Source organism: Methyloversatilis discipulorum (assembly GCF_000385375.1).
Lineage (GTDB): Bacteria > Pseudomonadota > Gammaproteobacteria > Burkholderiales > Rhodocyclaceae > Methyloversatilis > Methyloversatilis discipulorum_A.
In genome coordinates, this window is the sequence record NZ_ARVV01000001.1 from 1,844,891 (window position 1) to 1,868,971 (window position 24,081).

The 24,081-nt window shown below is 67.1% G+C and carries 24 protein-coding genes; 12 read left to right on the forward strand and 12 right to left on the reverse strand.

The annotated features are described in order from the left end of the window. Window positions 1-2 precede the first annotated feature (2 nt). The 3 genes from METRZ18153_RS0108735 to xseA form a co-directional block, all read right to left on the reverse strand. Window positions 3-392, reverse strand: coding sequence for a 4a-hydroxytetrahydrobiopterin dehydratase (locus tag METRZ18153_RS0108735; RefSeq protein ID WP_020164374.1), 390 nt, complete (start codon window positions 390-392; stop codon window positions 3-5). A 147-nt stretch (window positions 393-539) separates the two neighbouring features. Continuing rightward, the gene (locus tag METRZ18153_RS0108740; RefSeq protein ID WP_020164375.1) at window positions 540-1,127 is read right to left on the reverse strand and encodes a superoxide dismutase; all 588 of its coding nucleotides are present in this window, start codon (window positions 1,125-1,127) and stop codon (window positions 540-542) included. 75 nt (window positions 1,128-1,202) lie between these two features. Beyond that, window positions 1,203-2,561 carry an exodeoxyribonuclease VII large subunit gene (gene xseA / locus METRZ18153_RS0108745; protein WP_020164376.1) on the reverse strand — a complete coding sequence of 453 codons (1,359 nt, stop codon included), beginning with the start codon at window positions 2,559-2,561 and terminating at the stop codon, window positions 1,203-1,205. Between the two features lie 240 nt (window positions 2,562-2,801). Between xseA and METRZ18153_RS0108750 the strand changes: the two genes are divergently transcribed. From METRZ18153_RS0108750 to METRZ18153_RS0108785, 8 genes are all read left to right on the forward strand, one after another. Next, complete coding sequence (locus tag METRZ18153_RS0108750; protein ID WP_024300488.1) at window positions 2,802-3,413, forward strand: MotA/TolQ/ExbB proton channel family protein; 612 nt, start codon at window positions 2,802-2,804, stop codon at window positions 3,411-3,413. Between the two features lie 9 nt (window positions 3,414-3,422). Beyond that, window positions 3,423-3,851, forward strand: a complete 429-nt coding sequence (locus tag METRZ18153_RS0108755; protein ID WP_020164377.1) for an ExbD/TolR family protein — start codon at window positions 3,423-3,425, stop codon at window positions 3,849-3,851. After that, complete coding sequence (lpxK, locus tag METRZ18153_RS0108760; protein WP_020164378.1) at window positions 3,848-4,855, forward strand: tetraacyldisaccharide 4'-kinase; 1,008 nt, start codon at window positions 3,848-3,850, stop codon at window positions 4,853-4,855. Before METRZ18153_RS0108755 ends, lpxK begins: the two co-directional genes overlap by 4 nt. Beyond that, on the forward strand, window positions 4,836-5,045 hold the full coding sequence (locus METRZ18153_RS0108765; protein ID WP_020164379.1) for a Trm112 family protein: 210 nt from the start codon (window positions 4,836-4,838) through the stop codon (window positions 5,043-5,045). Before lpxK ends, METRZ18153_RS0108765 begins: the two co-directional genes overlap by 20 nt. 17 nt (window positions 5,046-5,062) lie before the next feature. Beyond that, a complete protein-coding gene (gene kdsB, locus METRZ18153_RS0108770; RefSeq protein WP_020164380.1) occupies window positions 5,063-5,827 on the forward strand; it encodes a 3-deoxy-manno-octulosonate cytidylyltransferase in 765 nt (254 codons plus the stop codon). Window positions 5,828-5,949: 122 nt separating this feature from the next. Further along, complete coding sequence (gene adk / locus METRZ18153_RS0108775; RefSeq protein ID WP_020164381.1) at window positions 5,950-6,603, forward strand: adenylate kinase; 654 nt, start codon at window positions 5,950-5,952, stop codon at window positions 6,601-6,603. Between the two features lie 5 nt (window positions 6,604-6,608). Beyond that, window positions 6,609-7,865: a 6-phosphofructokinase gene (locus METRZ18153_RS0108780; protein ID WP_020164382.1), complete on the forward strand. Its 1,257-nt coding sequence runs from the start codon at window positions 6,609-6,611 to the stop codon at window positions 7,863-7,865. A gap of 173 nt (window positions 7,866-8,038) precedes the next feature. Then, window positions 8,039-10,243, forward strand: a complete 2,205-nt coding sequence (locus tag METRZ18153_RS0108785; RefSeq protein ID WP_020164383.1) for a sodium-translocating pyrophosphatase — start codon at window positions 8,039-8,041, stop codon at window positions 10,241-10,243. Between the two features lie 61 nt (window positions 10,244-10,304). On the opposite strand, the gene METRZ18153_RS0108790 is transcribed toward METRZ18153_RS0108785, so the two are convergent. The 4 genes from METRZ18153_RS0108790 to pip form a co-directional block, all read right to left on the reverse strand. Then, window positions 10,305-11,105 carry a S1 family peptidase gene (locus tag METRZ18153_RS0108790; RefSeq protein WP_029143649.1) on the reverse strand — a complete coding sequence of 267 codons (801 nt, stop codon included), beginning with the start codon at window positions 11,103-11,105 and terminating at the stop codon, window positions 10,305-10,307. Between the two features lie 403 nt (window positions 11,106-11,508). Beyond that, window positions 11,509-12,147 carry a response regulator gene (locus tag METRZ18153_RS0108795; RefSeq protein WP_019918554.1) on the reverse strand — a complete coding sequence of 213 codons (639 nt, stop codon included), beginning with the start codon at window positions 12,145-12,147 and terminating at the stop codon, window positions 11,509-11,511. A gap of 14 nt (window positions 12,148-12,161) precedes the next feature. Then, window positions 12,162-13,508, reverse strand: coding sequence for an ATP-binding protein (locus METRZ18153_RS0108800; RefSeq protein WP_020164385.1), 1,347 nt, complete (start codon window positions 13,506-13,508; stop codon window positions 12,162-12,164). Further along, window positions 13,505-14,461, reverse strand: coding sequence for a prolyl aminopeptidase (gene pip / locus METRZ18153_RS0108805; protein WP_232416007.1), 957 nt, complete (start codon window positions 14,459-14,461; stop codon window positions 13,505-13,507). The genes METRZ18153_RS0108800 and pip overlap by 4 nt, the downstream gene beginning before the upstream one ends. 114 nt (window positions 14,462-14,575) lie before the next feature. On the opposite strand from pip, the gene METRZ18153_RS0108810 reads away from it, so the two are divergent. Beyond that, window positions 14,576-15,730 carry an Eco57I restriction-modification methylase domain-containing protein gene (locus tag METRZ18153_RS0108810; RefSeq protein WP_020164387.1) on the forward strand — a complete coding sequence of 385 codons (1,155 nt, stop codon included), beginning with the start codon at window positions 14,576-14,578 and terminating at the stop codon, window positions 15,728-15,730. A 107-nt stretch (window positions 15,731-15,837) separates the two neighbouring features. Continuing rightward, on the forward strand, window positions 15,838-15,912 hold the full coding sequence (pqqA, locus tag METRZ18153_RS20580) for a pyrroloquinoline quinone precursor peptide PqqA (protein ID WP_008060153.1): 75 nt from the start codon (window positions 15,838-15,840) through the stop codon (window positions 15,910-15,912). Window positions 15,913-15,983: 71 nt separating this feature from the next. Here pqqA and yddG read toward each other — a convergent pair whose 3' ends face one another. After that, a complete protein-coding gene (gene yddG / locus METRZ18153_RS0108815) occupies window positions 15,984-16,880 on the reverse strand; it encodes an aromatic amino acid DMT transporter YddG (RefSeq protein WP_029143650.1) in 897 nt (298 codons plus the stop codon). 101 nt (window positions 16,881-16,981) lie between these two features. Next, window positions 16,982-17,803 (reverse strand): AraC family transcriptional regulator, encoded by an 822-nt coding sequence (locus METRZ18153_RS0108820; RefSeq protein ID WP_020164389.1) that lies wholly within the window; start codon window positions 17,801-17,803, stop codon window positions 16,982-16,984. 123 nt (window positions 17,804-17,926) lie between these two features. Here METRZ18153_RS0108820 and METRZ18153_RS0108825 point away from each other — a divergent pair, with 123 nt between their 5' ends. Next, window positions 17,927-18,352, forward strand: coding sequence for an organic hydroperoxide resistance protein (locus METRZ18153_RS0108825; protein WP_020164390.1), 426 nt, complete (start codon window positions 17,927-17,929; stop codon window positions 18,350-18,352). Between the two features lie 57 nt (window positions 18,353-18,409). Then, window positions 18,410-19,360, forward strand: coding sequence for an alpha/beta fold hydrolase (locus METRZ18153_RS0108830; RefSeq protein ID WP_020164391.1), 951 nt, complete (start codon window positions 18,410-18,412; stop codon window positions 19,358-19,360). A 45-nt stretch (window positions 19,361-19,405) separates the two neighbouring features. On the opposite strand, the gene METRZ18153_RS0108835 is transcribed toward METRZ18153_RS0108830, so the two are convergent. From METRZ18153_RS0108835 to METRZ18153_RS0108845, 3 genes are read right to left on the reverse strand one after another with little or no spacing between them, the layout of a single operon-like run. Then, complete coding sequence (locus METRZ18153_RS0108835; RefSeq protein ID WP_269744943.1) at window positions 19,406-20,476, reverse strand: calcium/sodium antiporter; 1,071 nt, start codon at window positions 20,474-20,476, stop codon at window positions 19,406-19,408. Beyond that, window positions 20,401-21,336 (reverse strand): universal stress protein, encoded by a 936-nt coding sequence (locus METRZ18153_RS0108840; protein WP_020164393.1) that lies wholly within the window; start codon window positions 21,334-21,336, stop codon window positions 20,401-20,403. The genes METRZ18153_RS0108835 and METRZ18153_RS0108840 overlap by 76 nt, the downstream gene beginning before the upstream one ends. Window positions 21,337-21,366: 30 nt before the next feature. Further along, window positions 21,367-24,078 (reverse strand): cation-translocating P-type ATPase, encoded by a 2,712-nt coding sequence (locus METRZ18153_RS0108845; RefSeq protein WP_020164394.1) that lies wholly within the window; start codon window positions 24,076-24,078, stop codon window positions 21,367-21,369. Window positions 24,079-24,081 lie beyond the last annotated feature (3 nt).

The following is a 24,081-nucleotide window of genomic DNA, read 5'->3' on the forward strand; positions in this document are numbered from 1 at the left end:
GCTCAGTCGTACTTGATGTACTTGAAGCGCGGATCGTCCGGGGTGCCGGCCAGCGCGCTGCCTTCTTCCGCGCCCGGTTGCCACATGATCACGTCCTCGATCTTCTTCGCCAGCTGGAAGTCGCGCTCGGTCACGCCCTTGGCTTCGTGGTTCATCAGCTTGACGATCACGAAGGCGTAGGACACGGCGAGGTCCGGGTGATGGAAGGCCGCCTCGGCCAGGTGACCGACGGTGTTCACCACCATCAGCGTGCCCTTCCAGCCGCTGGTCTTGTACTTGCGACGGATCCAGCCGTCCTCGTAGTACCACTTCGGCAGTTCTGCCTTCAGGCGGGCCTCGATTTCCTCCGGCGTGAAGGCTTCATTCGGGCCTGACTTTCTCCACTGCGACATATCTGTCTCCTTGAGTAACGCCACTCCGACCACTGCAAGTTGCATGCGTTGCGCAGACCGGAATGAAAAACGCGCTGCATGCACCAGACGAGCCGGGCCGTGCAGCGCGCGCGGGATTCGGCCGGACCCGAGAGCCCGGCCGGTCGCTCAGGACGCGAAGTTCGCGGCGGCGAAGTCCCAGTTCGCCAGGCTGGCGAGGAAGGTGTCGACGAAGTCCGGGCGACGGTTGCGGTAGTCGATGTAGTAGGCGTGTTCCCAGACGTCGATGGTCAGAAGCGGCTTGGCGTCGGAGGTCAGCGGGGTGCCGGCGCCGCTGGTGTTGACGATGTCCAGCGTACCGTCGGTCTTCTTGACCAGCCAGGTCCAGCCGGAACCGAAATTGCCGACGGCCGAGGTCTTGAAGGCCTTCTTGAACTCGTCGAAGCTGCCCCATTTGGCGTCGATGGCAGCCGCCAGTGCGCCACTCGGTGCGCCGCCGCCGGCGGGCTTCATGCTGTTCCAGAAGAAGGTGTGGTTCCACACCTGGGCCGAGTTGTTGAATACGCCGCCGGCCGGGGCCTTCTTGACGATGGCTTCGAGGTCGAGGTTCTCGAACTCGGTGCCCTTGATGAGGTTGTTCAGGTTGGTGGCGTAGGCCTGATGGTGCTTGCCGTAGTGAAACTCCAGCGTTTCACGCGAAATGTGCGGTGCCAGTGCGTCGAGCGCGTAGGGCAGCGGAGGCAGGGTGTGTTCCATGTTTTTTCTCCCAGTCGGTCGGTTCAAAGCCAAGTCCATGAGTGTATGGCCGGCCATCGGTCAGCACAAGGCGAGTCAGTCGGCGGCGTCGGAATCCGGGTATGAATGGCTGACTTCGACGTCCGCGTGGCCGCGAGCGAAGTCTATGCGCAGTGGCTGCCTGTGCATCAGCGCGGCGGCGTCGCGCACGATGCGGCCCTCGGTGTCGCGCACGATGGAAAAACCGCGCGCCAGCACTGCGGTCGGATCGAGCTGAGCCAGTTGCGTCGCGCCGAGGTGCGCGCGCTGGCGGGCGTGATCCAGGCGGGCGTGCATGGCGTGGCGCAGTTGCTCTGCCAGCCGCGACAGGGTTGCCTGCCGCATCGCCTGCGCCGGACGTGCGAGCCGCAGGCGCATCGCCAGTGCCTCGGCCCGCCGCTGCGCCTGGGTCAGCTGTGTCGCGTGGGCGCGACGCAATCTGTCGTGGAGGCCACGCAGCCTGTCGTGTGCAATGTCCATCTGCCTTGCAGGCGGCCGCAGTCGGCCGGCGAGGTCGTCGAGCTTCTGCCCGTGCGCGTCGAGCCGGCTGCGCAGCGCCCGGACAAGGCGGGCACTCAGCGCGCGCAAACGGACCGCCGCCTCGACGTGGCCGGCGCTGACCAGTTCGGCGGCTGCAGTCGGCGTCGCTGCGCGTACGTCGGCGACGAAGTCGGCAATCGAGAAGTCGGTTTCATGGCCGACGCCGCTGACCACCGGTACCGGACAGGCGGCGATGGCGCGCGCCACACGCTCGTCGTTGAAGGCGGCCAGATCTTCGGCGGAGCCGCCGCCGCGCACCAGCAGCACGACCTCCGCTTCGACCGCGCGTGCCTGTGCGATCGCGGTGGCGATCTGCCGCGGGGCGTCGACGCCCTGCACCAGACAGGGCAGCAATACGATTTCGAGATGCGGAGCACGCCGTGCCAGCGCCGCCAGCACGTCGCGCAGTGCCGCCGCCCCTGGTGAGGTGACGATGGCCAGCCGGGCGGGCAGGGCAGGCAGCGGCCGCTTGCGCGCCGCGTCGAACAGGCCTTCGGCCGCGAGCTGCGCCTTCAGCCGGAGGAAGGCTTCGTACAGATCGCCGACACCGGCGCGACGCATCGCATCGACCGTCAGCTGGAAGTCGCCGCGCGCCTCGTACAGGGAGACCTGGGCGCGCACCTCGACCCGCAGTCCAGCCTTAGGTTCGAAGGGCAGCAGCTGGCTGCGGCTGCGGAACATGACGCAACGCACCTGCGCCGCGTCGTCCTTCAGCGAGAAGTAAAGATGGCCTGACGCGGCCCGTGTCACACCGGACAGCTCGCCGCTGACCCAGAGCACCGGAAACTGGCGTTCCAGCGCGAGACGCGCACGTCGCGCGAGCTCCGACACGGCGATGGCGGCAGAGCCGTTGCTGTCTTCATTGACTGTATTCATGAATCGATTTTCGCGACGGTCGGCGACACCGACGCGGCTGTCATGGAAGCTTAATTTTTGATCGGCGTAAGGAAAACGCTTACCGCGAGGCGAGTTAGCAAAGCCGCTCAGACAAAACCCACACAGTTATCCACAATTTCTGTGGATAACCTCGTCGGCAGCATCGCCAGCGATGTCGCAGGGTTGCCGCCCCACGTCCTGCAAGCTACAGTTCGCCGCTTGTTCACGAAGGGGCTCTACGTGTTTGAGATCATCCGCGCGGCCGGCTGGCCGATCTGGCCGCTGATAGCCGCCTCCGTCATCGCCGTCGCGCTGATCATCGAACGTCTGGCCAGCCTGCGTCGAAGCAAGGTCGTGCCGCCGGGCCTGCTCGAATCCATCGCCACCGACCTGAAGGGCGGTCAGCCGAACGCCGACATGATACGCCGCGTTGCCGCTCACTCGCCGCTGGGCCGCGTGCTCGCCGCCGGCCTGCGCAATGTGCGCAGCTCGCGTGAAGTGATGAAGGAGGCGATCGAAGAGGAGGGGCGCGCGGTCACCCATGACCTCGAACGTTATCTGACGACGCTCGGCACGATCGCTGCGGCGGCGCCGCTGATGGGCCTGTTCGGCACGGTGGTCGGCATGATCGAAATCTTCGGTTCGCAGACCGCCACCGGCAGCAATCCTCAGCAGCTCGCCAGCGGCATCTCCATCGCGCTGTACAACACCGGCTTCGGTCTGCTGGTGGCAATTCCGGCGCTGATTTTCCACCGCTACTTCCGCGGTCGCGTCGACGACTTCATCGTCGATATGGAGCAACAGGCGATCAAGCTGGTCGAGGTGGTGCACGGCGAGCGCGCCGCGAAGTAAGGACGCCTGATGAATTTCCGACGCGGCCGCGGGCGTGAAGAGCTCGAAATCAATCTGATCCCGCTGATCGACGTGCTGCTGGTCATCCTCATCTTCCTGATGGTGACGACGACCTACTCGAAAACGGCCGGCCTCGAAATCACGCTGCCAAGTGCCGAGGCGCCCGAGGCGGAGCAGAGCGACCGCGAGATCAATGTGCTCATCACCGCGCGCGGCGACATCCTGATCAACCGCCTGCAGGTCGCGGCCGGCAACGCCGACGCGCTGGCCGAGGCGCTGGCGAAGGCGGCGTCGGGCAAGCAGGAGCCGGTGGTCATCATCTCGTCGGACAAGGACGCGCGGCTGCAGTCGTCGATCGACGTGATGCAGGCGGCGCAGCGCGCCGGCATCGCCGGCATTTCCTTCGCCACCCAGTCCGACGCGTCCGGCGGCCGATGAGCACCGCGCCCGCGCTGTGGCGCAGCCGCGGCGTCGCGGCCTGGCTGCTGTGGCCGCTGTCGCTGCTGTTCCGTCTCGTGTCGACGCTGCGTCGCGCCGCTTTCCGTGCGGGACTGCTGCGCGCCGACCGTCTGCCGGTGCCGGTGATCGTCGTCGGCAACATCATCGCCGGCGGCGCCGGCAAGACACCGCTCACGCTGTATCTGGCGCGAGCGCTGGCCGAGCGCGGCTGGCGCCCGCTCATCGTTACGCGCGGCTACGGCGGTCGCGCCGATGCCGTGCATGAGGTCGGCACCCAGGCAGATTTCGCCGAGTCGGGCGACGAGCCTGTGCTGCTGGCGCGATGCAGCGGTCTGCCGGTGTGGGTCGGTCGCCGTCGTGCCGACGCCGCGCGCGCCGGGCTGACGGCGCACCCGGAGTGCGACCTCGTACTGTGTGACGACGGTATGCAGCACTACGCGCTGGCGCGAGACATCGAAGTCGCGGTGCTCGACCGGCGCGGTGTCATGAATGGTTTCCACCTGCCGGCCGGGCCCTTGCGCGAACCGATCGCACGACTGCGCACGGTCGACGCCGTGGTGCTCAACGGCCTGCCGGCGGCGCCGGGCGATGTGCGCGCAACCTTCCGGATGCGCCTGCTCGGTGAACGTTTCCATCAGCTCGATGCGCCCGAACGGAAGGCGGTGGCGGCCGATCTGCGCGGCCTGCGCCTGCATGCGGTCGCCGGCATCGGTGAGCCGGCGCGCTTCTTCGATCACCTGCGCGCGCTCGGACTCGAGTTCGTCGCGCATCCTTTTCCCGATCACCACGCCTACACGGCGCAGGACCTTGTTTTCGCAGACTGCGACGCACTGCTGCTGACGGAGAAGGACGCGGTAAAATGTCACGGATTGTCGGACACCCCGATGTGGGTATTGCCGGTCGAGGCACACCTCGACCCTGATCTGGCGGGTTACATCGCGACTCGTCTAGCGGAGTTGAAGCATGGATCCACGTCTTCTTGAAATTCTCGTCTGCCCGGTCACCAAGGCACCGCTGGTGCTCGACCGCGCACGAAACGAGCTGCAGTGCAAGGCCAGCCGCCTCGCGTATCCGATCCGCGACGGCATTCCGGTCATGCTGGAGGACGAAGCCCGCGAAATGAGCGAGGAAGAAGTCGCCGCGCTGCGCGAGCCGGCTGGCCGCAACGGCTGAGCGACGGGGAGGTCATCATGTTCAAGGTCGTCATTCCCGCCCGCCACGCATCGACCCGGCTGCCGGGCAAGCCGCTGCTCGACATCGGCGGTCTGCCGATGGTGGTGCGCGTGGCGCAGCGCGCCGCGCAGAGCGGTGCCGAGGCGCTGGTGATCGCCACCGACCACGAAGGCATCGCCGATGCGGTGCGCGCGCACGGCTACGAGGCGGTGATGACGCGCAGCGATCACGCCACCGGTACCGACCGCATCGCCGAAGTGGCGGAAAAGCTCGGTTGGTCGCCGGCGACGGTCGTGGTGAACGTGCAGGGCGACGAGCCGCTGATCGATTCCGACCTGATCCGCAAGGTTGCGCTCGCGCTCGACCAGGATCCGGAGTCGTCGATCGCCACCGCGAGCAGCGCCATCACCGGGGCGGCCGACTTCTTCAATCCGGCGGTGGTCAAGGTGATCTGCGACATCCACGGCCGCGCGATGTACTTCTCGCGCGCGCCGATTCCATGGGCGCGCGACGATTTCGCCACCTCGCGCGACACGTTGCCGGCCGCACTCGGTGCGCAGCGCCACATCGGCATCTACGCCTACCGCGTGCGCTTCCTGCAGCGCAACGCGCGCCTCGATCCGGCGCCGATGGAGCAGGTCGAAGCACTCGAACAACTGCGCGCGCTGTGGCACGGCTACCGCATCCGCGTGGTCGCCGACGTACCGATGCCGCATGCCGGCGTCGACACGCCGGACGATCTGGAGCGCGTGCGCGCGCTGTTTGCCACCGGCACGGTCTGACGCATTGCCGTTTGACCGCGCTTCCCGTTGGCGGTAACGTCGCGCCCGCTGGCATTGCGTTTGCCGCGGCGCGCGCACTGTTCCACCAGAATCCAAAAAACAGACTCACATCAGGAGAGGACATGCGTCTCATACTTCTGGGCCCGCCGGGCGCAGGCAAGGGCACTCAGGCGACCTTCATCAAGGAACGCTTCAACATTCCGCAGATTTCCACCGGTGACATGCTGCGCGCCGCCGTCAAGGCCGGCACGCCGCTGGGCATCGAGGCGAAGAAGGTGATGGACGCCGGCGGCCTCGTGTCGGACGACCTCATCATCAATCTGGTCAAGGACCGCCTGAAGGAAGACGATTGCAAGGCCGGCTACATGTTCGACGGCTTCCCGCGCACGATTCCGCAGGCCGACGCGATGAAGGCGGCCGGCGTGCCGATCGACTTCGTGCTCGAAATCCAGGTGCCGGACCAGGACATCATCACCCGCATGAGCGGCCGCCGTGCCCACATCGCGTCGGGCCGCACCTATCACGTGGTGTTCAACCCGCCGAAGGTCGAGGGCCAGGACGACGTGACCGGCGAACCGCTGGTGCAGCGTGACGACGACCGCGAGGAAGTGGTGCGCAAGCGTCTCGACGTGTACCACTCGCAAACGCGTCCGCTGGTCGAGTACTACTCGGGTTGGGCGCAGCGCGGCGAGCCCGGCGCACCGAAGTACCGCGCCATCTCCGGCGTCGGTCCGGTCGACGAAGTGAAACAGCGCGCCTTCGACGCGCTGGCCTGATCTGCATGGCTGCAAACCTGTTCTACGCGCAGTCCGGTGGCGTCACGGCGGTCATCAACACGACTGCCTGCGGCGTCATCCAGGCGGCGCGTGAGCACGGCGACGTGATCGGCAAGGTGTTCGCCGGGCGCAACGGCATCCTCGGTGCGCTGCACGAAGACCTGATCGATACTTCGCTCGAAAGCGACGCGGCCATCGCCGCCCTGCGTCACACGCCGGGCGGCGCCTTCGGTTCCTGCCGCTACAAGCTGAAAGGCCTCGACGAAAGCCGCGCGCAGTACGAGCGGCTGATCGAGGTGTTCCGCGCGCACGACATCCGTTACTTCCTCTACAACGGCGGCAACGATTCGATGGACACCGCGTGGAAGGTGTCGCAGATCGCCGAGAAGCTGCACTACCCGCTCACCTGCGTCGGCATTCCGAAGACGGTGGACAACGATCTGGTCGAGACCGACAACTGCCCGGGCTTCGGTTCGGTGGCGAAGTATGTCGCGGTGTCGATGATGGAAGCCGGTCTGGACGTCGCCTCGATGGCACGCACGTCCACAAAGATCTTCGTGATGGAAGTGATGGGCCGCCATGCCGGCTGGATCACGGCCGCTGCGGGTCTGGCCGCGCGCACGCCGGCCGAGGCGCCGCACATCCTGCTGTTCCCCGAGATTCCGTTCGACGAGGCGGCCTTCCTGGCGCGCGTCGACGCCTGCGTGCGCGAGCACGACTTCTGCGCCATCGCAGTGTCCGAGGGCCTGCGTGGCGCCGACGGCAAGCTGCTGGCCGAGTCCGGCACGCGCGACGCCTTCGGCCACGCCCAGCTGGGCGGGGTCGGCCAGCAGGTCGCCGAGCTGATCAAGGCGAAGCTCGGCCACAAGTATCACTGGGCGCTGCCGGACTACCTGCAGCGCAGCGGTCGCCACATCGCCTCCGGCACCGACGCGCAGCAGGCCTACGCGCTCGGCCGTTGCGCGGTCGAACTGGCGATCGAGGGCCGCAATGCGGTCATGCCCGCCATCGTGCGCGTGTCCGACGCGCCCTATGCATGGAAGATTGACGTGGCGCAACTGCAGGACGTTGCGAACCGCGAGAAGATGATGCCCAGGCATTTCATTTCCGACGACGGCTTCGGCATCACCGACGCCTGCCGGAAGTACCTGCAGCCCCTGATCGAAGGCGAGGACTATCCGCCCTACGTGAATGGACTGCCGGCCTATGTCAGTCTGAAGAACGAGAGCGTGCCGCGCACGCTGCCGCCGTTCGCCGGCTGACCGGGTCGAAGACGCACCGCTTGTAGCCGCACGCTCCCCGGCGTGCGGATGACATACCAGGACATGCGCCGCAGGGGCGCCTGTCCGGCAACCCACAAGGTTGCTCGCTGCTTCCGGGGCGGGGTCACGGCGCCGCCCTTTCGTTGCACGCAGTCAAAACAAGAGGAGGGGTGATGTCGTCGTTCGGTCTGTGGTTCGCACTCGTGTGCGCAGTGGTGGCCATCGTTTATGGCGCCGTATCCAGCAAGTGGATCCTTGCCCAACCTTCCGGCAACCCCCGAATGCGGGAAATTGCCGACGCCGTGCAGGAAGGGGCAAAGGCCTATCTCAACCGTCAGTACCGCACGATCGCGATCGTCGGTGTCATCCTGACCATCCTCCTCGCCGTCACGCTCGGCATGTCGACCGCCGCCGGTTTCGTCATCGGTGCGGTGCTGTCCGGTGCAGCCGGCTATATCGGCATGAACGTGTCGGTCCGCGCCAACGTGCGCACGGCGGAAGCCGCGCGCAAGGGCATTTCGGAAGCGTTCGACGTCGCCTTCCGCGGCGGTGCCATCACCGGCATGCTGGTGGTCGGTCTGGGCCTGCTGGGGGTGGCAGGCTACTACGCGATCCTGAAAGGCTCGGCGGCGCATGACGCGGCGATCGACCAGATCATCCATCCGCTGATCGGTCTCGGTTTCGGCTCCTCGCTCATTTCGATCTTCGCGCGACTGGGTGGCGGCATCTTCACCAAGGGTGCCGACGTCGGCGCCGACCTGGTGGGCAAGGTCGAGGCCGGCATTCCGGAAGACGACCCGCGTAATCCGGCGGTGATCGCCGACAACGTCGGTGACAACGTCGGCGACTGCGCCGGCATGGCAGCCGACCTGTTCGAAACCTACGCGGTGACGACGGTGGCGACCATGCTGCTCGGCGCGCTGATGCTGAAGTCGAATGCCGAGGCGGCAGTGATCTACCCGCTGGCGCTGGGCGGCTTCTCCATCATCGCGTCCATCATCGGCTGCATGTTCGTCAAGACCAAGCCGGGCCAGAAGATCATGAACGGCCTCTACCGCGGCCTCATCGTCGCTGGCGTGCTGGCGCTGATCGCCTTCTACCCGCTGACTACGATGCTGATGCCGGACGACGCGCTGAACGCCTCGATGGGCATCTACGACGGCGCACAGATGCGGCTCTATGGCGCGGCGGTGGTCGGTCTCGTGCTGACCGGCCTGATGGTGGTGATCACCGAGTACTACACCGGCACCGATTTCAAGCCGGTGAAGCACATCGCGGAGGCCTCGACCACCGGTCACGGCACCAACATCATCGCTGGCCTTGGCGTGTCGATGAAGTCCTGCGCCTGGCCGGTGCTGGCCGTATGCGCGGCGATCTGGGCGGCCTACACGCTGGGCGGCCTGTACGGCATCGCGATTGCGGCCACCTCGATGCTCAGCATGTCCGGCATCATCGTCGCACTCGACGCCTACGGCCCGATCACCGACAACGCCGGCGGCATCGCCGAAATGGCGGAACTGCCGGATTCGGTGCGCGCGGTGACCGACCCGCTGGACGCGGTGGGCAACACCACCAAGGCAGTGACCAAGGGTTACGCCATCGGTTCGGCGGGTCTGGCGGCGCTGGTGCTGTTTGCCGACTACACGCACGCACTGGAAGCGGTCGGCCACAGCGTGGCCTTCGATCTGGCCAATCCGGCGGTCATCATCGGCCTGTTCATCGGCGGCCTGATTCCCTACCTGTTCGGCGCGATGGCGATGGAAGCGGTCGGCCGTTCGGCCGGCGCGGTCGTGGTCGAGGTGCGTCGCCAGTTCAAAGAGATCGCCGGCATCATGGAAGGCACGGCCAAGCCCGATTACTCGCGCGCGGTCGACATGCTGACCGTCGCGGCGATCAAGGAAATGATGGTGCCTTCGCTGCTGCCGGTGCTGGTGCCGGTCGTCGTCGCCTTCGGCATTGCCTTCCTGATGGGTCCCGAAGCCGGCGTGCAGGCCTTGGGCGGTGTGCTGATGGGTACCATCGTGACCGGCCTGTTCGTCGCCATTTCGATGACCACCGGCGGCGGCGCCTGGGACAACGCGAAGAAGTACATCGAGGACGGTCACTTCGGCGGCAAGGGCTCCGAGGCGCACAAGGCGGCAGTCACCGGCGACACCGTGGGCGATCCGTACAAGGACACGGCCGGCCCGGCGGTGAACCCGCTGATCAAGATCATCAACATCGTGGCCTTGCTCATCGTGCCGCTGCTGCCGTCGGCCACCGGCGCGACGCACGCCGCCGCGCCGGTACAACCGACCGCTCAGGCGATACAGGTGGAGCAGGTGGTGCAGCTGTCTCAGTCGCAAGCTCAGTTGCAACAACTGACGCAGACCAGATAAGCGCCAGTGTCTGGACGAAAAAAAGCCGGCCCCGCGGGGCCGGCTTTTTTGTGCCGATCGTTCAGCGCAGCGGCGGCAGCTGGCTGGCGCGCACCGCGGCCTTGATCGCGGCGCTGTTGTTCGGTTCGGCTTCCACCCATTCCTTCGCCACCGCCTGCAGGCGGCCCCAGTCACCATCGTTCTCGTGCTGGATGGCGCGCAGGAAGTAGGGCTTGTCCTCGTCCGCGGCGGCCCAGAAGGGCGGCGTGGCGTCACGGATCGGCAGTTCGGCCACCGTGCTGCCGCTGTGCACCCATTCCACCGGCACCGCGAAGTGACGCTTCATGCCCGGAATGAAGAAGGTGAGCACGCCGACCAGACGACCATCGGTGTCGAACAGCGCGCCGCCGGATGCGCCCTGCTGGAAGGATGCGTCGGTTTCGATCACCAGCGCGCCATCCATCTCGTGCAGCGCGGTTACCTGGCCGTCGCTCATCGACAGCGCCTTGCCGCCGGAGAAGCCGACCGCATGCACCGTGTCGCCGACCTTCAGCGTGCGCGAGGTGGCCATGTCCACCGGCCGGCCCATTGCGTGCGGCGTGGTCATCACGCACAGGTCGTGGCGCGGGTCGACCGAACTGGCCTGCGCCGGTACGCCGCTGCTGCCGCGGGCCACGATCACGTTGGTCGCGATGCCGACCACGTGACAGTTGGTGATCACGTGGGTGTCGTCGATCTGCACGCCGGTGCCGGTGTTGATGCGTCCGTCGGCGTTCGCGGCAAGTACCTTAACCACGTGCATCGACAACTGGATGTATCGCTCGGCACTGGCGTGTGAAGCCTGAGCGACGGTGAGCAAGAGCAGCAATCCAAGGGCACGCATGACGATCTCCTTGCCGGCTTACGGGCCTTGGCAGGGCCCGGTGGCGATGAGTGACTAACGGAACATGGCTGTGTATCTGAGTGGTTGTAGGTGTGTCAGCTGACGAGCGGTACCAGCGAGAAGCGTGCCAGTCACTCGGCGGAACGGCGTTTCATGCGTCGCCAGGCGAGCAGGTGACGGTCATGCTGCGGGCAGGACGGGGCGCAAACCCGCATCGGGAAAGCTTCCCGATGCTGCGATGCAACAAAAGACTGTGGCCCCTATGCGGGTGATCGTCGCGGGTCGGGCGTACGACGACGCGACGTCCGTATGGCCGGAATGTGGAAGGTCGTGACCGAAAATGAAGCACCGCTGCGACATGCATCGCACTGGAGTGGTGCGATGCATCTGTTGCAGATCGTGATCAGGCCTCGATCAGGCCGTTGCGAAGTGCAATCAGCGTCAGTTCGGCCTGGTTGGACGCGCCGAGTTTCTGCTTGACGTTGTAAAGATGGGTACCGACGGTGGAGGTCGACAGATGCAGCGTTTCGGCAATCTGGTTCACCGACTGCCCGCGCGCGAGGTGGATGAACACCTCGAACTCTCGCTCCGACAGCGCCTCGACCGGGTTCTGCGTGCCGGTCACGTCCTGCATCGCCAGCTTCTGCGCGATTTCGGCGTCCAGATACATGCGACCGGCGGCCACCGTGCGCACCGCATCGATCAGCGCTTCCGGTGCGCCGCGCTTCGACAGGTAACCGGTGGCACCCGCCTTCAGCACCCGCTTCGGATGCGCCGTGTCCTCGTGCGCCGACAGTGCCAGGATGCGCACGCCCTTGTCGCGCGCGGTCAGTCGCCGCACCGCCTCGATACCGCCCATGCCGGGCATCGACAGGTCCATCACGATCACGTCCGGCTTCAGTTCCGTGTAGCGCTGGTAAGCCACCTCGCCGCTGTCCGCCTCGCCGATCACCTCGATGTCCTCGCAGGCGGCGAGCAGCAGCTTGAATCCCATGCGGACGACCGCGTGGTCGTCCACCAGCATGACCTTGATCGGTCCCATTGTTGTTCTCCCCCTCAATCCATCGGCAGTCGCGCGAACACCCGGGTACCCCCACCGTCGCGCGACTGCAGTTCAAGTTCGCCGCCGAGGGCCTGTGCGCGTTCGCGCATGCCGCGTACGCCGTGGTGTCCACGCTTCTGTGCCCAGCCCTGTTCCAGACCAGCGCCATCGTCCTCGACCGACAGCTCCAGCGACCGTTCCGAGCCATGCAGTGAAATCATGATTTTCCGGGCGTGCGCGTGCTTGAGTGCATTGGTCACCGCCTCCTGCACGATGCGGTAGGCCGCCAGCTTGAAGGAGTCACCGGGCGCCTCCGGCAGGTCGTGCATCTGCAGTTCGAACTGCATGTCCGGATGGTGGCGCCGCCACTCCGACACCAGATCTTCGAGCGCATCTTCCAGCCCGAGATTGTCCAGCGCCAGCGGTCGCAGTTTCGGGATGATGCTGTGCATCACGTCGTACAGGTGATTGGCCGTCTCGACGATCAGGTTGGCGGCCTCGGCACTGCGCGGATCGGACTGCGCGTCACGCCGCGCGATCGACAGGCCCATGCTCTTGATCGCGGTGACCGCCTGGCCCATTTCGTCGTGCAGCTCGCGCGCGATGTCGCGTCGCTCCTCCTCGATGCGGCTCTGGATGAACTGTGTCAGTTCGCGGTTCTCTTCCAGGTTGCTGCGCGCCTCCAGCGCTTCCTGCCGGGCGTTCATGTTGTCCTCGATCGCCTGCGCCATCCGGTTGAAGGCCAGGGCCATCGATCGGGCTTCCTTGCCGGGCAGGGGTGGCAGCCGCGTGTGATAGTCGCCGGCACGCATGTGTTCGAGCCCGCGCACGATGGTGTTGAACGGCCGGGTTTCTCGGCCGACCAGCCAGAACACGATGCCGTTGCCGAGCAGCAGCGCGATCGAACCGGCGATCAGCAGTTGCACCGCCTCGTCCCAGCCGTCGAGTATGGCGCGCGAAGCGTCGGCCTCGACCACCAGCCGCGCGCCGTCGTTCAGCGTGATCTCCTGACGCGGCCGCTTCGGCAGTATCGCGTTCGAATACCACTCGGGCGCGTCGCGGCCGGCCTTGTAAGGCGAGGGCGGCGAGGTGTAGAGCTTCACGCCGTTGCTGTCGACCAGATGGATTTCGGTGGCGCGCACGCGACCGAGCCGGTACAGGAAATCGACCAGCGCCGGCGAACCCATGTTGGCGTAGACCAGCGCCACGCGAGACAGCAGCTGGGTGGCCACCCGGTTCGCCGCCTCGATTTCCTCGCCGACGGCGCGCCGTGTGCCCATCAGTTCCATCGTCAGCATGGTGCTGGTGAAGGTCAGGATGACGGCGGCGATCAGCAGGTTCAGTTTCAGTCTGAGGCTCACGACGGTTCTCCCGGCCAGGCGTCGAAATGTCCGTCACGCGCGTGCGCGGCCAGCGCCGACCCGAGCAGCTTGAGGCTGGCCGGATGGAAGGGGTCGTGGCCGGCTCCCTGTGCCCAGGCCAGCCGGCTGCCCGCCAGCGTGCGGTGCGCGCGCCAGGCGTTCTGCGGCCGGCAGATCAGGTCGTTGGTGCCGTGCACGAAGGCGACCGGCAGCCCGTGCAGGCGGGCGATCGAGTCCATCACCTTTGCTTCGCCGATGAAACAGCGGTGGGCCAGATAGTGCGACTGCACGCGATAGCGGGCGCGCAGCAGCGGCCATTCGTCGGCCGTCGGATCGGCCGGCACGGTCCGTTCCGGCCACACGCCGAGCGCGTGTTCCCAGGCGCGCCAGGCCAGTACTGCGCGGTCGATGCGCGCGCTGTCGCCGGACGAGAACACGCGGTCGAGCCAGACGACGACACGGTTGCGCCAACGCGCCGGGATCGCCTGCATGAAGGCCTCGTGCGCTTCCGGTGCCAGCGCGGCAGCGCCGTGGAAGAACCCGTCGATGTCCGTGCGCCCGCCAAGAAAGAGGCCGCGCAGCAGCACGCCGCTGCACGCGTCGCGGTAGCGCGCGGCATAGGTCGCGGCCAGTGTCGCACCCCAGGAGCCGCCGAACACCAGCCAGCGCTCGATGCCCAGGTGGCGGCGCAGCGCCTCGATGTCGGCGATCAGCGCATCGCTGTGGTTGTGCGCGGTATCGCCCAGCGGGGTGCTGCGGCCGCAGCCGCGCTGGTCGAACAGCACGGCGCGCCACACCGCCGGATCGAAGAAGCGGCGCTGGCGTGGCGAGCAGCCCGAGCCGGGGCCGCCGTGCAGATACAGCGCAGGTTTTCCCCGCGGATTGCCGCACTGTTCGTAATAGACGCGATGGCCCTGGCCGACGTCGAGCCAGCCGTGATCGAAGGGTTCCATCGGTGCATGCAGCATGGGGTGGGGTAGGGTGTGGGGGCGGGGCGCTGATGGTAGCCCATGCGTGGGCGGCAGACATGCTGCGCCGGCACATGGGAGCCATGGGACAATGGCGCCATGAACGAAAGGAACCACCGGGTCGAGATCCTGGGACAGGTCTTCACCCGCGACGATGTCGTCGAACGCATGCTGGCGCTGCGCCGCAACCACGGCCGCACGCTTGAACCGTCTGCCGGCGACGGCGCATTCGCGTCGCGCATTCCGGGCTGCGTGGCCATCGAAATCGACCCGACGGTCGCGCCGGCGGGCGCCCAGGTGATGGATTTCTTCGCCTATCCGGTCGACGAGCAGTTCGATACCGTGATCGGCAATCCGCCCTATGTGCGGCACCAGGACATCCAGGCGGACACGCGGGCGCAGCTGCGCAGCGATCTGTTCGACCGTCGCAGCAATCTCTACCTCTTCTTCATCGAGAAGTGCGTGCGTCATCTGAAACCGGGTGGCGAGCTCATTTTCATCGTGCCGCGCGACTTCATCAAGCTGACCGCCGCGCGCCGGCTGAACGACTGGCTGTTCGCCCAGGGCAGCATCACCGACTTCATCGAAACCGGCGACAGCCGCGTGTTCGGCCCTTACGTGCCGAACTGCGCGGTATTCCGTTTCGAGAAGGGGCGCATGGACCGGCGCATGAGCGACGGCCGGCGCTTCCACTGCGAACGCGGCCAGCTCATGTTCCTACGCGGCGACTACGGCGTGCCGCTCGCGTCGCTGTTCGATGTGCGCGTCGGTGCCGTGTCGGGGGCGGATGACATCTTCGTGCACCCGCAGGGCAATGTGGAGTTCGTCTGTTCCAGCACGGTCGATACAGGCCGCACGCGGCGCGCCTTCTTCGATGTGCGCAACGACTGGCTGGAACAGCACAAGCCACGCCTGCTGGCGCGCCGGGTGCGCGAGTTCGGCGAGCACAACTGGTGGCAGTGGGGGCGCCTGCACCACCGCTCGGGCGGCCCGCGCATCTACGTGAATGGCAAGACGCGCAAGCCGCGACCGTTCTTCCTGCACGACTGCACGCACTACGACGGCTCGGTGCTGGCGCTGTTCGCCCGCCCCGAAGTGGCGGATCTGGCACGCGCCGCCGAGCTGCTCAACGACGCGGTCGACTGGCAGGAACTGGGTTTCGTCTGCGACGGCCGCTTCCTGTTCTCGCAGCGCAGCCTGCAGACCTGCATGCTGCCCGACGTATTCGAAACGCTGCGCTCAAGAAAATCCTGAGTCGTCTTTCCAGAGTGGCACGAGGTGGGCGGTGCCGGACCGGCGCAGTATTCGATCCATGCACTGCACGTCGCAGTGAGCCAACGAACCACCATCAGGAGACTGCCATGAACTGGGAAACCCCGAAGGCCACCGACCTGCGTTTCGGCTTCGAAATCACCATGTACGTCGCCAACCGCTGATCCTCAGCGCTTGAGCAAACAGAAAAGCGGGCATTGCCCGCTTTTTTGTTTGGTGGCGCCGGAAATCGAATTCATCCGGCTGGGCGTGTCGCCCGCCAGCACAGCAACGATCCGGCCGTCACCAGCGCCGCGCCCTGCCAGAATGGCGGCGTGAGCGGCGCTCCCAGCCACGCGGCGGCAAATGCGGTCGACAGCAGCGGCCCGGCGTAGGACGCGGTCGTGAGCAGCGGCATGTCGCCGCCCAGCATGCCGACATTCCACAGCGCGTAACCCGCGCCCAGGGCCGCTCCGGCAGCGGCCACCTCAAACCAGATCCGCGCCGACGGCACCGCCAGAGGCTCTCCGCCCAGCACCGCCAGCCCCCACAGCGCGGCCGCCGTTGCCGAGAAGAATACGGTGACGCCGTTGTAGCCATCCGCCAGCCGACGGGTCACATTGCAGTAGAGCGCCCACAGCAGCGCGCCGGCGAAGGCCAGCGCATAGACCGCCGGATTCGACGCTACGCCAGTCGACAGCGAGGACAGCGACCACTCGCTCCCCCCGCCCACCACCCGGATGACTCCGCCCAGGCACAGCGCCAGTCCCGGCGCTATCCACGGGCGCAGGCGCTGCCCGTTCATGACGACCGCGAGCAGGATGGTGAAGCAGGGCCAAAGATAATTGACGATGCCCAACTCCATCGCCTGTGCGTCGTCGAGAGCGAGGCCGAGCGACAGCGACAGGCACAGTTCGTAGGCGACGAACAGGGCGCCGCCCAGCAGCAGATAGACCGGACGCGCGCCGCGCGGTGAGGCAGGGCGGAACAGCAGCCAGAGGAAGATCGCACCGGCCGTATAGATCGCTGCTGCGCCGACCACCGGTCCGAGCGCGCTGCTGATGGCGCGCACCATGCCGATCATCGTGCTCCACAGCAGGATGGCGGCAAGACCGCAGAGCGTGGCCGCAGGAGAGACGGGACGGACGGACATGGAGGCGACGACGGGACGATGCGGCCGAATGCTAGCAGAGGAAACAAAGTTTCTTCTTCTGAAACTTTAGCGTGCACCTGACCGGCTGCTCTCCTGCGCCGTCAGCCGCCCTGAGCGTTACGCCACTGCCGCGGCGACAGCCCCGTCTGCGCCTTGAACGCGCGCGACAGCGCCGCCTCGCCGCCGTAACCGACGTCGTCGGCGATCAGTTTCAGCGCGCGGCCCTGACGCAGCGCACGCTGCGCGATGCCGATACGCCAGCGCTGCAGGTAGGCGCCGGGCGTGCAGCCCACGGTGTCGCGGAACACGTTGGCGAACACGCTGCGCGACATGCTGGCGCGCTCGGCCAGCGTGTCGAGGGTCCATTCCTGCGCCGGGTTCTCGTGCATGGCCACCAGTGCCAGACGCAGCCGCGGGTGCGACAGCCCCGCCAGCATGCCGGCACCGGTCTCGCCGCCTTCCATCAGGTGCCGCAGCACCTGCACCAGCACCACCTCGAACAATCGATCCAGCACCGCCTGCCGGCCGCAGTAGGTGTGCGAGGCCTCGTCGAACAGCAGGTCGAGTACCGGCTTCGCGCCGAGGATGTCCTCCAGCGCCAGACAGCTGAAGTCGGGCAGCGCGGAGGCGATCGGATTGGCGGCTCCGCCGGAGAAGTGCAGCCGCGCGCAGGCGAAGTCGGCGCCGCGCTCCGGGTCGGTGACGAAACGGTAGGGCGTCGGTCGTGGAAAAAGCAGCAGGCTGGGCCGGGTCACGTGTTCGATGCCGGCGGGATGGTGGATGTCCACCTCGCCGGCGCGCACCAGGTGCATGCGGCCGCTGTCGCCGGCGTCCAGTTCGGTGATGCCGCACAGCGCGCCGGTGTTGAACACGCGGGCGCTGACCGAGAAGTGCTCCAGCAGGGCTTCGAGGCGGTCGACCATGGGTTAAGTACTCAAAGGTAAGTTTTCAGGATTATACGTTGCGTATGGTCTCGCCGATCGGCGCAAAGTTCGTCCTGCCAACAGGCACTGCCGCAAACCCCTCTCACTACACAGGAGTTCATCATGTCGATCGAAAAGGTTCTCTACACCGCCCAGGCCACTGCAACCGGTGGTCGCGAAGGTCGCGCCGCGTCGTCCGACGGCGTGCTCGATGTCCAGCTGTCGACGCCGAAGGAACTGGGCGGCGCCGGCGGCCCCGGCACCAATCCCGAACAGCTGTTCGCCGCCGGCTACTCGGCCTGCTTCCTCGGCGCGCTGAAGTTCGTCGCCGGCCAGAACAAGGTCGCGCTGCCGGCCGACACGCAGATCACCGGCCGCGTCGGCATCGGCGCCATCCCGACCGGCTTCGGCATCGAGGTCGAACTGACCATTGCCGTCCCGGGCCTGCCGCGCGAACAGGTCGAGTCGCTGGTCGAGAAGGCGCACATCGTGTGCCCGTACTCGAACGCCACCCGCGGAAACATCGACGTCACCCTGGTCATCGCCTGAGTCATCGGCCTGACGGATAGCCACCGTCCCCAACCCGTTACCTGAAAGGAATCCATCATGAATGCAGTCCGCCGCACCCTCGCCCTGTCCGTACTTGCCGCCGCGCTTGCCGTACCGACCTTCGCCGCAGAAGCCGCCAAGCCCGCCGCGCGCACATCCGTCGCGGTCAAGAAGACCGAAAACTACGTCACCACGCGTGACGGCGTGCAGATCTACTACAAGGACTGGGGCCCGAAGAACGGCCAGGTCGTCGTGTTCAGCCACGGCTGGCCGCTCAGTTCCGACAGCTGGGAAGCGCAGATGCTCTTCCTCGCGTCGCAGGGCTACCGTGTGGTGGCGCACGACCGGCGCGGCCACGGCCGCTCGTCGCAGCCGTGGGACGGCAACGACATGGACCACTACGCCGACGATCTGGCCGCGGTGATCCAGGCGCTCGACCTGAAGGGTGCGACGCTGGTCGGCTTCTCGACCGGCGGCGGCGAAGTGGCGCGCTACATCGGCCGTCACGGCACCAGCCGGGTGAAGAAGGCGGTGCTCGTGAGTGCGGTGCCGCCGCTGATGCTGCAGACTGCCGACAATCCGGGGGGCCTGCCGATCGAGGTGTTCGACGGCATCCGCAAGGCGTCGATCGACAACCGTTCGCAGCTGTATCTCGACATCGCGTCGGGTCCGTTCTACGGCTACAACCGTCCCGGCGCCAAGCCGTCGCAGGGGCTGATCCAGTCCTTCTGGGCGCAGGGCATGCAGGCGGGGCACAAGAACACCTACGACTCGATCGCGGCGTTCTCGGCCACCGACTTCCGCGCCGACCTGAAGAAGTTCGACGTGCCGACGCTGGTGATCCACGGCGACGACGACCAGATCGTGCCGCTCGACCTGTCCGGCAAGGCCTCGGCTGCGCTGGTCCGCAACGCCGAACTGATCGTCTATCCGGGTGCGCCGCACGGCATCACCGACACGCACAAGGACAGGCTCAATCAGGATCTGCTGGACTTCCTGCGCAAGTAAGGCAGCACGAAACCCGGTCCCGCACAGCGGGCCGGGTTTTGTCCTTCAGTGACGGACGAACAGCAGCAGTGACAGATAGATCAGATAGGCGCTGACGAAAAGTCCGCCTTCAGTGCGCGACACCCGGCGCTCGCTGCGGAACACCGGCAGGCACACGATGGCCACCAGTGCGGCCAGCGGCAGGTCGATGCGCAGCACGTCGCTGCCGACCTCGATGCCATGCGGCGCGATGGTCATGGTCAGGCCGAGGATGACCAGGATGTTGTAGATGCTGCTGCCGATCAGGTTGCCGATCGCCACGTCGCGGTCGTTCTTCAGCGTCGACAGCACGGTGGTGGCCAGTTCCGGCGCCGACGTACCGATGGCGACGATGGTGAGCCCGATGAAGGCGTCCGACACACCATAGGCGCGCGCGATGCTCGATGCGCCATTCACCAGCAGGTCGGCTCCGAACAGCGTGAGCGCCATGCCGGCCAGCAGCAGTGCCGAATTCCACGCCATGAACAGCCGCGCCGAACGCAGCGTGGCGGGCATCACATCGGCCACCTCGCGCGCGAACTCGCGTTGCATCGCCGCGCTTTCCTCGCGGCTGAGGCGCACCAGCGCCACCGTGTACAGCACGGCGCCGATCAGCAGCAGCACGCCCTCGCTGCGGTCTAGCCGCCCGTCCCACGCCATCGCGATCAGCGCCAGCGCGGCGGCGATCATGACCGGCACGTCGAGCCGCACGCTGAGCATGCGCGTCGGCAGCGGTCGCATCAGCGCGCTCAGGCCGAGGATGAACAGGATGTTCAGGATGTTGGTGCCGGCGATATTGCCGACCGCCAGCGGCCCCTTGTCCTCGGCGACTGCGGTGATGCCGACTGCCAGTTCGGGCACGCTGGTGCCGACGGACACCACGGTGAGCCCGATCAGTATCGGCGGTACGCGCAGCCGCGCCGCCACGCGCGAGGCGCCGCGCAGCACCATTTCGGCACCGGCCAGCACGATCACCAGCCCGGCCACGAAAACGAGGGCCGGGTGCAGCGTCAGCCCGGCGGTCAGACGAAGTCCTCGCCCGGCATCGCCGGAATCTCGGTCGGCCCGCGGCGGTCGATCACCACCAGCACGTCGCAATCGGCCTCCGACAGCACGTGCTTGGTCACGCTGCCCAGCAGCAGTTCTTCGGTCACGTGCGTACCGTGCTTGCCCATCGCGATCAGGTCGCAGTTGCGCTGCGCCTGGCAGTCCAGGATGTGGCGCGACGCGTTGCCGTGCTCGACCATCACCGTGTACAGGCTGCGCTCCAGCCCGGCGCGCTCGGCCAGATCGTGCAGCAGGCGCAGCGAGCGCTCGCGTGCTTCCGCCCGGTAGCCGTTGATCAGGTCCTGAGAAATGCCAGCGTACTGCAGCATGCCTTCGAACGGCACGTCGAAACTGTGCAGCAGCAGCAGATCGGCCTCGGGCGCGACACGGCGTGCCATGCGGATAGCCTCCAGCGAACCCGGCGAGAAGTCGACCGGCACCAGCACGCGCCGGTAAGGCCCAGGGCACGGCTTCTTCACCACCAGCACCGGACTGCTGCTCTTGCGCAGCAGGCGCGACGCGGTCGAACCGACCAGCAGCCGGCTCAGCACGCTTTCGCCCCGCGCGCCGACCAGAATCAGATCGGCCTGAACCGATGCCGCATAGGCCGGCAGGAACTGCGTCGCCAGCCCGGCTTCGACCTTCAGTTCCGCGACCACGCCGCGATTGTGCGTGGCATCGCCGGCGATCGCGGCGAGCGCGTCGTACTGGTGCTGCACGGCCTTCTCGGAAACGATTTCAGCCTGATCGCCGAGCAGGTTGCGCAGCGGACCGAGTGCATCGAGGCCCAGCGCATGCACCAGCGTGTAGTGCGCGCCGCTGCGGCTGGCCAGTTCGAAGCCGCGATCGACGGCGTCGAGCGACAAGGGCGACAGATCGGTCGCGGCGATGATGCGTTGAAGCTGAGGCATGCTGGGTCTCCCCGAAAAATGCGTGCCGGCTTACAGCCGGGCCACGCGGAAGTGGCGAAGGACCGCCTTCTCGATCTCGACCGCCAGAAACACGGCGGCGCCGAGGCCGAGAATCACCGTCCATGAAGACAGGTCGAGCGCGGCGCTCCTGAACAGCTGCTGCATCGGTGCGGCATAGGTGAACAGCAGTTGCAGCACGATCAGGATGGCGCTGACCAGCAGCACCACGCGGTTGCCGGTCAGTGTTTCCAGGCTGAAGGCGTGGCGGGTGAAGTGGCGCACGTTGAACAGGTAGAACAGTTCGCACACGACGATCATGTTCACCGCGGCGGTGCGCGCCAGTTCGATGCTGCTGCCGCGCGCCAGCTCCCAGTTGAACACGGTGAAGGTGGTCGCCACCATCAGCGCAATGACGAACAGGATGCGCAGGCCCAGCGCGCGGGTGACGATGGCCTCCTGTGGCGGGCGCGGCGCGTGCGACATCACGTTCTGCTCGGCCGGCTCGAAGGCGAGCGACAGCGCCAGCGTGACCGAAGTGACCGTATTCACCCACAGGATCTGGCCTGCGGTCACCGGCAGTGGCAGGCCGGCGAAGATGGCCAGCAGGATGACGCCGGCCTCGCCGCCATTGGTCGGCAGCATGTGCATCAGCGATTTCTTGATGTTGTCGAACACGACGCGGCCTTCGCGCACCGCGCGCGCGATAGTGGCGAAGTTGTCGTCGGTGAGCACCAGGTCCGATGCTTCGCGCGCCGCGTCCGTGCCCTTGCCGCCCATCGCCACGCCAATGTCCGCCGACTTCAGCGCCGGCGCGTCGTTCACGCCGTCGCCGGTCATCGCCACCAGATGGCCTTCGGCCTGCAGTGCCTCGATCAGCCGCAGCTTGTGTTCCGGGCTGGCGCGCGCGATCACGTCGGTGTCGAGTGCGCGCTCACGCAGTGCGGCAGCGTCCAGCGTGCCGATGACGTCGCCGTTCAGCGTACGTTCGGCCTCCAGACCCAGCTGGCGGCCGATCGCCGCAGCGGTGACCGCGTGGTCGCCGGTGATCATCTTGACCCGTATGCCCGCTTCGCGGCACTGCGCCACCGCGGCGATCGCCTCTTCGCGCGGCGGGTCGATGATGCCAACCAGGCCGATCAGTTCGAAGCGGGCGTCGATGTCCTGCAGTTCGACCGCGTTGCGCGAGCCAGGGAAGGGCGCCTGCGCCAGGGCAAGCACGCGTTCGCCTGCACCGCCGGCGCGCGCGATCGCCGCCGTCCAGTACGCATGGTCGAGCGGCGCACCGCCGTACTGGGTGGCGCACAGCGCCAGCACGCGCTCCGGGGCGCCCTTGAGCAGCAGGAAGGCGTGGCCCGTGTGGTCGCGGTGCAGCGTGCACATGAACTGGCGTTCCGACTCGAACGGAATGGCGTCGACGCGCGGGAAATTCTTCGTCTCGTCCTGCGGGTCGAGGCCGGCCTTGCGGGCGAAGGCGACCAGCGCGCCTTCGGTCGGATCGCCGATCAGCGTCCAGCCGGCGTCGCCGTCGTGGCGGATCTGCGCGTCGTTGCACAGCAGCGCGCAGCGGGCCGCGGCAGCCAGTCCGGGCACGTCGCCGGGCGCGACCGGCTGACCGTCGCCGTGGAAGCCGCCTTCCGGCGCGTAGCCGCTGCCGCTGACAGCGATCTCGCGGTCAGCGAGCAGCAGTCGCACCACCGTCATTTCGTTTCGGGTCAGCGTGCCGGTCTTGTCGGTGCAGATGACGGTGACCGAACCCAGCGTCTCGACCGCCGGCAGCCGCCGCACGATGGCCTTCTTGCGCGCCATCGTGCGGGTGCCGATGGCCAGCACGATGGTGACCACCGCCGGCATGCCCTCGGGGATGGCCGCGACGGCGAGGCCGACCACCGCGAGGAAGAGGTCGAACATCGGCATCTGCGCGACGAAGTGGCCGTACAGCACGGTCAGCGTGGCGACGATCAGGATGAAGCCGGTGATCTGGCGGGCGAACTGGTCGAGCCGCCGGGTCAGCGGCGTGGCCAGCGTCGCCACTTCGCCGACCAGCGTGCCGATGCGGCCGATTTCGGTGCCGACGCCGGTCGCCACGACAACGCCGCGTGCCTGGCCGAGCGCGACCAGCGTGCCGCAGTAGCACATCGAACGGCGGTCGCCGATGGCCGCCGCTTCCGCCACGGCGGCGCTGTCCTTGTCGACCGGCGCCGATTCGCCGGTCAGCGCGGCTTCGGTCACACGCAGGTTCTTCGTGCGCAGCAGGCGCAGGTCGGCCGGCACCTTGTCGCCCGATTCCAGCAGCAAGATGTCGCCCGGCACCAGGTCGGCAGCGTCGACCTGATGGCGTTCGCCGTCGCGCAGCACGGTGGCGCGCGCGGCGAGCATGCCGCGCACAGCGTCGAGCGCGCGCTCGGCCTTGCCTTCCTGGATGTGGCCGATCAGCGCGTTGATCAGCACCACGCCGAAGATGACGGCCGAATCGACGTGGCCGCCCAGCGCCAGCGTCACCGCCCCGGCCACCAGCAGCACATAGATCAGCGGGTTGTGGAACTGCTGCAGTAAACGCAGCCAGGGCGGGCGCTTCGGTGCGTCAGGCAGGCGGTTCGGGCCATGCTTCACCAGGCGCGCTGCCGCTTCGGCGCGGCTCAGGCCCGACTGCGCCTGCACATCGAACAGCGCTGGCAGGTCGTCTGCGGGCAATGCGTGCCAGGCCTCGGCGCCGGCGGTGGGGTCGGTGTGTGGAGTAGTCATCAG

Bases quoted from the DNA above. Each gene is read 5' to 3' on its own strand.
- xseA (WP_020164376.1), bottom strand. From the start codon at position 2,561: ATGAATACAGTCAATGAAGACAGCAACGGCTCTGCCGCCATCGCCGTG.
- METRZ18153_RS0108820 (WP_020164389.1), bottom strand. From the start codon at position 17,803: ATGGTCGACCGCCTCGAAGCCCTGCTGGAGCACTTCTCGGTCAGCGCC.
- yddG (WP_029143650.1), bottom strand. From the start codon at position 16,880: ATGTCCGTCCGTCCCGTCTCTCCTGCGGCCACGCTCTGCGGTCTTGCC.
- lpxK (WP_020164378.1), top strand. From the start codon at position 3,848: ATGAGCACCGCGCCCGCGCTGTGGCGCAGCCGCGGCGTCGCGGCCTGG.
- METRZ18153_RS0108785 (WP_020164383.1), top strand. From the start codon at position 8,039: ATGTCGTCGTTCGGTCTGTGGTTCGCACTCGTGTGCGCAGTGGTGGCC.
- METRZ18153_RS0108830 (WP_020164391.1), top strand. From the start codon at position 18,410: ATGAATGCAGTCCGCCGCACCCTCGCCCTGTCCGTACTTGCCGCCGCG.
- METRZ18153_RS0108765 (WP_020164379.1), top strand. From the start codon at position 4,836: ATGGATCCACGTCTTCTTGAAATTCTCGTCTGCCCGGTCACCAAGGCA.
- METRZ18153_RS0108840 (WP_020164393.1), bottom strand. From the start codon at position 21,336: ATGCCTCAGCTTCAACGCATCATCGCCGCGACCGATCTGTCGCCCTTG.
- METRZ18153_RS0108810 (WP_020164387.1), top strand. From the start codon at position 14,576: ATGAACGAAAGGAACCACCGGGTCGAGATCCTGGGACAGGTCTTCACC.
- METRZ18153_RS0108740 (WP_020164375.1), bottom strand. From the start codon at position 1,127: ATGGAACACACCCTGCCTCCGCTGCCCTACGCGCTCGACGCACTGGCA.
- METRZ18153_RS0108825 (WP_020164390.1), top strand. From the start codon at position 17,927: ATGTCGATCGAAAAGGTTCTCTACACCGCCCAGGCCACTGCAACCGGT.
- METRZ18153_RS0108780 (WP_020164382.1), top strand. From the start codon at position 6,609: ATGGCTGCAAACCTGTTCTACGCGCAGTCCGGTGGCGTCACGGCGGTC.
- adk (WP_020164381.1), top strand. From the start codon at position 5,950: ATGCGTCTCATACTTCTGGGCCCGCCGGGCGCAGGCAAGGGCACTCAG.
- METRZ18153_RS0108795 (WP_019918554.1), bottom strand. From the start codon at position 12,147: ATGGGACCGATCAAGGTCATGCTGGTGGACGACCACGCGGTCGTCCGC.
- METRZ18153_RS0108845 (WP_020164394.1), bottom strand. From the start codon at position 24,078: ATGACTACTCCACACACCGACCCCACCGCCGGCGCCGAGGCCTGGCAC.
- METRZ18153_RS0108755 (WP_020164377.1), top strand. From the start codon at position 3,423: ATGAATTTCCGACGCGGCCGCGGGCGTGAAGAGCTCGAAATCAATCTG.
- METRZ18153_RS0108790 (WP_029143649.1), bottom strand. From the start codon at position 11,105: ATGCGTGCCCTTGGATTGCTGCTCTTGCTCACCGTCGCTCAGGCTTCA.
- pip (WP_232416007.1), bottom strand. From the start codon at position 14,461: ATGGAACCCTTCGATCACGGCTGGCTCGACGTCGGCCAGGGCCATCGC.
- METRZ18153_RS0108735 (WP_020164374.1), bottom strand. From the start codon at position 392: ATGTCGCAGTGGAGAAAGTCAGGCCCGAATGAAGCCTTCACGCCGGAG.
- kdsB (WP_020164380.1), top strand. From the start codon at position 5,063: ATGTTCAAGGTCGTCATTCCCGCCCGCCACGCATCGACCCGGCTGCCG.